This is a genomic window from Gammaproteobacteria bacterium (assembly GCA_011682695.1).
Taxonomy (GTDB): domain Bacteria; phylum Actinomycetota; class Acidimicrobiia; order Spongiisociales; family UBA4744; genus BMS3Bbin01.
On sequence record JAACED010000100.1, the window covers coordinates 1 to 4,541 of the forward strand.

The following is a 4,541-nucleotide window of genomic DNA, read 5'->3' on the forward strand; positions in this document are numbered from 1 at the left end:
GTAGAAGGGGAGGGTCCGGTTTTCAGGGAAGTGCTTCTGCGCCGGGTTCGAGAGGCGTGGGGTCTTCACAGGTCCGGGGCGAGAGTCCGCGCTGCCTTTGACGCCGCGCTGAGCCAGTCGGAACGCTCCAAGAGAGTCAAAGTTGACCGCTATGGATTCGTTTGGCCTCCGAAGTGGAATTTGACGGCCGTGAGGGTCCCTACAGACGATCCCGACACGAAGCGGTCGGCCCACGAGTTCCCACATGAAGAGCTGCAACTGGCCGTATTGAGAATTGTTGAAGACGCCCGAGGTGTCTCTTGGGACGAGTTGACGGCCTCGGTCGCACGACTGCTCGGATGGTCCCGGCGGGGAACTGAAATCGCCGAGGTCCTCGACGGCGCTGTCCGCTATCTCATCAGGTACAAGAAGCTACACCGGAACGGCGACCTGCTCACGCTTGCCAACGGCCCCGAGTAGGCCGACAGCTGTGCGGTCTCGCCTGACGACCCTGATCGGAACTGCTATTCGTCGGCCGCCCTACGTTCGCCTGCCATGACTGATCCGCCTGACATGCACGACCTGATAGGGCAACGGTTTGCCCTAGGGCTTGTTCGTCCCTGTGACGCTCTTCCCGAACAGCGTCCTTCGCTCCGACCGGATCTGCGTCGAGGCCCGACAACGAGTTCCGACCCACCTTCCTAGCCCGCGCCGCCCAAGGCGGCGAGCACCTGGGCGGCGAAGGTCCTACAAGTCGCCTGGACGGTGGCCGGGTCGAGCACGCCGGCCAGGGCACGAACGGCCATCTGCGTTCCAAGACTTCGGGGCGTGCCGAACAGCGGGTCGAGACGGTCGATGGCTGCACGGGTTGCCCCGGCGGATCGGGCATCTTCCAGCAGGTCGATGAGACGCTGGGTCATGTCCTGCGACGTCGCGGACATGAAGAGGCGAAGGACATCACCGGCGTCCTTGTCGGTGAGCCGGTCCGGCCGATCGGCGCGGTCGCCGATCTTGTGGAGCTTGGCCACCAGCAACGCAGCGAGCCCGGCGACGTTGACGGTGGTGCGTCGGGAGTCCCCTTCGTCGAGAGCGCCGACCTCGATCAGAGAGTGATCGACGAGGGCGCCTTCGAGTCCAGTTGCTCTGCGGGCGGCACGCCTGCCGTGTTCGCCGGCGAGCCGTGCACCCCTCCGCCCTCCGGGAGGCGCCACAGCCTCAGGCACGATGAGGTCCACGGGGACGACGAGGTCGTCGCGTCTCTGAGCGACCCTGATACGGGCCTCCCAGATGCCGGGCTCGGGATGGCCCGTATCTTCGTCCTTGAGGCGGAACCCGGCTCGACGCATGGCTTCTTCGAGGCCGGGTCGAGGTCCCAGAAGGCTTGGGTTGATCGCGAGGTCGGCATCGGTGGTGTACGGCTGGTATCCGGGGAGGGGCACGGTCTGGAGGTAGACGGCTTGGGCGCCCACCAAGACGATCGCTTCGCGGTGGTCGGCCAGCGCCTCGAGGGCGTCGAGGAGGACGCCACGGGCGGCAACGTATTCCGGATCCAAGTCGACCATCTATTGCTCCAGCGGGTTCGGGGACGCGTCGAAGCCTGCGGCCCTCCACCGATCCTCGTTGGCTCGCATCCACTGGACCAGCGCCTCACCCTCTGCGGGCATCCGTCCGATACCGGTGAGGCAGTCCGCCGCAAGCTGAGCGACCGAGACGTAGCTCACCCCGTCGAGTTCCCAGCTGCGGGTGAAGGCGGCTTCGTCGTAAGGGCGGGCCAGGATGACGTTGGCTCCTGACTCGGCCGGGAGCAGCTCCAGCGTCTCGGCGATCTCTGCAGGGTCGTCACCGTAGACGATGGCCATTGCCGGCGCAGCCACCGGGGCGATCAGGTTGGCGGCAAAGGACCCTGTGACCGCCCAACGCGTTTGCAGGCGGGATGCTGTCAGCTTCTCCGGCAAATCCCGGATTGCGCCGCGAGCGATCCATGTCGATGTCTTGTTGGCGTCGAGGAGGCCATAGGTCGTCGTGAGCTGGGAAAGCAGCGCCGGCCAGTCGACCTCGGTGATGGGGCCACGCCGCTCACGGAAGACCAGACGCTCCTCTTCCAGGGCTTTGATCACCCTTGACGTGTATCCCGGATCGGTAGCGAGTGCGCTGGCCAGTTCCCGCACCCCGTAGGGCGGTGACACTTCGATCAGGGTCTTCATCAGCGCCCATGCCTTGGGTCCGCGTAGGCTCGGAGAGGCCGGCCGTTTCCGCAGCGGGTTTCCGCCGGCGCCCTCAACACGGACGACGAGTCCGGGTTCGTCGAGGACCAGGTCGATGTTCCCCGTCGGGTCGATGAATCCGATGCCGAGTTCTCTCAGAACCTCGCGAGTGCGGCGGCTTCCCCACCGTGCGACGACGATGCCTCTCGCCTCGGGATCCTGGCCCAAGTGCGACTTGAGTCGCCAGGCAACGTCGGCGGCCACCCGCGGCGTCACGTCGGCCTTGCAGGCGACGATCAGCCGGGCCACTCGACGGCTGCCCGGTGCCTTGACCTTGATCACCGCGTCGGGTCGCCACTCCGTTGTCCGATGGGCAGACTGGAACTCGAGTGCGATCGACCACGATGGCGGGATCTGTTCGCGAAGCACTTCGATCGCCGATTCGATGATGCGACGGGTAGAGCCGGCTCCGTCGACTTGGGGGAGAGGAGTCTTCGCCATGTTGCCTATATCATACAGTTGTCTGATACAGACAACAAGCTGTTCTGGACAACATCACTTTGGCCAGACAGGCTGTGGTGTGATGGTGCCGACCATGCGCAAAGACGACGGCGCGAGAGGAACGCCCGTGCTCTCACTTCGCCGATGCTGCGCTTGCCCACCGCCAGGCGGACCGGAAGCGACCCGGTGGGGGACCCGTCGTTTCCCCAACAGGTTCCTGAGGCTGCTGAGTTCGACGCTTCGCAAGGACATCGTGTCGGTACCGACGGTCGCCGAGATGATGCACGTCGCCGTGGATGAAGTCGCTGCTCTGCTCACGGTCAATACCCAGGACACACCACCCGAGGAGGTCACCGAGTTTGAGGATTCGGGTGTCGCCGGCTGACCCGAAGGTCGTCACCGACACGGTCGTCCTTCGGTACTTCCTCGCCGTCGAACACACCGAGTTTCTCATCGAACTTGTCGACGGTTCCATCGCCGTGGAACGTGAGCTCATCCTTGTGACCGATGATTCCGACGCGCTGAAGGTCTACAGGCAGCTCCACCCCGACAGCCCGTATCTACGAATCCGCAAGCTCTTGCGGCTCGCCATCGCCAGGAGGCTCATCGGGCGTGCCGAGGCAAACAGTATCCACGCCGACACACGAGACGCCGGGTTCTGGGACACCGGCGTGCCCTTCGATGCGACATGACGGGGGATGTCCAGGACATCGTCCGAGGGGCAAGACCCGGCCCCCCAACCCCGTTCACCTCCCGACAATCACGTCTCTCTGGGGCACACTCGACCTCGCATGCGGCCTGGGTGAGCCCTTGCGACAACGCCACGTCGCGGATGTGGCCAGCGAGGCGTGAACACTGCACGGATGGCGAGGTACACGTGCGTGACGAACCCGCGCTGATAGGGTCTTCCGCCCCTGGTTCCGGGCTGCGGGGGTCCGTATCCTGATGCCATAGCGGGAGGGGAAGGCTCGCATGTCCGTCATGATCGCTGAGCGGTTCAGGTGTCCGGCCCTCTACATGGTCGTGAACCCCTGCAATGGCCGGGTCGTGTTCCGCAGCAACAACACGTCGGTGTGTGACACCTGCAGGCGGGTATGGCTGTACCGGTGCATTCACTGCGACAGCCGCGACGGTGCCTATGTCGAAGCCCGGCCGGGTGACGGCTCCAACTTCGGGTTGGCCGGTGGCGGATGGGTCTGCCGCACGTGCGGGTTTCGTGAAGCATTGGGTGCCGAGGTTTCAGGTAGCAGCCCGGCACAACCGGTCCCGGGACCCGCGCAATCGGCCGTCTACTCCTCGCCGTCGCAGCCCCAGTCCGGCTACACGTACATGCCCCCTCGTCAGAGGACGGCGTTCCTCTCCGGGCTCGGGAGTCTGCTGGGGCGCCTGCTCGGGCGCATCGGGTGGCTCATCGGCGTTATCGCCGTCGCCGTCGTCTTCGGCCTGATCGGCGCCGGCATCGCCGCCAGCGACCCGTACGCAACCGAGGACATCATTGTCGTCTTCGCCGCCATCGGCGCGGTCACCGGCCTGGTGTTCCTGCGAATCCGATCCCGAACCGGTTCCACGCTCAAAGCACTCCTGTGGGTGATCGCGATCGCCGTCCTGGCGATGGTGGTGGCGGCCTTGCTCCTCGCCTGACAACCGATGGTGTCGACCACCCGCGACAAGAACGGATGAGCGATCCGGCTGTCAAAGGGACCCCGGCCCGACGCGCCCACGCGGACGACTCCACCGGCGGGGGTGTCTCTGCGACGGCGCAGGCTACTCAGCGGCCGGCGGACTCGATCTCGTCATAGAACGTGGCCGCATCCAGTATCGGGATTCCGTACGAGCGGGCTTTCTGTGCTTTGCCCG

Annotated in this window: 6 protein-coding genes; 4 read left to right on the plus strand and 2 right to left on the minus strand. The window is 65.4% G+C overall.

Going from position 1 to position 4,541, the window contains the following annotated elements:
* Positions 1-459 (plus strand): DUF3320 domain-containing protein (locus GWP04_12185; protein NIA26303.1); only part of this gene is annotated, 459 nt, incomplete at its 5' end.
* 221 nt (positions 460-680) lie between these two features.
* On the opposite strand, the gene GWP04_12190 is transcribed toward GWP04_12185, so the two are convergent.
* Positions 681-1,541: a hypothetical protein gene (locus tag GWP04_12190; GenBank protein ID NIA26304.1), complete on the minus strand. Its 861-nt coding sequence runs from the start codon at positions 1,539-1,541 to the stop codon at positions 681-683.
* Positions 1,542-2,684 (minus strand): hypothetical protein, encoded by a 1,143-nt coding sequence (locus GWP04_12195; GenBank protein NIA26305.1) that lies wholly within the window; start codon positions 2,682-2,684, stop codon positions 1,542-1,544.
* 94 nt (positions 2,685-2,778) lie between these two features.
* On the opposite strand from GWP04_12195, the gene GWP04_12200 reads away from it, so the two are divergent.
* The 3 genes from GWP04_12200 (at position 2,779) to GWP04_12210 (ending at position 4,325) form a co-directional block, all read left to right on the plus strand.
* Positions 2,779-3,069 carry a hypothetical protein gene (locus GWP04_12200; protein NIA26306.1) on the plus strand — a complete coding sequence of 97 codons (291 nt, stop codon included), beginning with the start codon at positions 2,779-2,781 and terminating at the stop codon, positions 3,067-3,069.
* Entirely contained in the window at positions 3,044-3,376 is a 333-nt protein-coding gene (locus tag GWP04_12205; GenBank protein NIA26307.1) for a hypothetical protein, read from the plus strand. The genes GWP04_12200 and GWP04_12205 overlap by 26 nt, the downstream gene beginning before the upstream one ends.
* A gap of 280 nt (positions 3,377-3,656) precedes the next feature.
* Complete coding sequence (locus tag GWP04_12210) at positions 3,657-4,325, plus strand: hypothetical protein (GenBank protein NIA26308.1); 669 nt, start codon at positions 3,657-3,659, stop codon at positions 4,323-4,325.
* Positions 4,326-4,541: the final 216 nt, after the last annotated feature.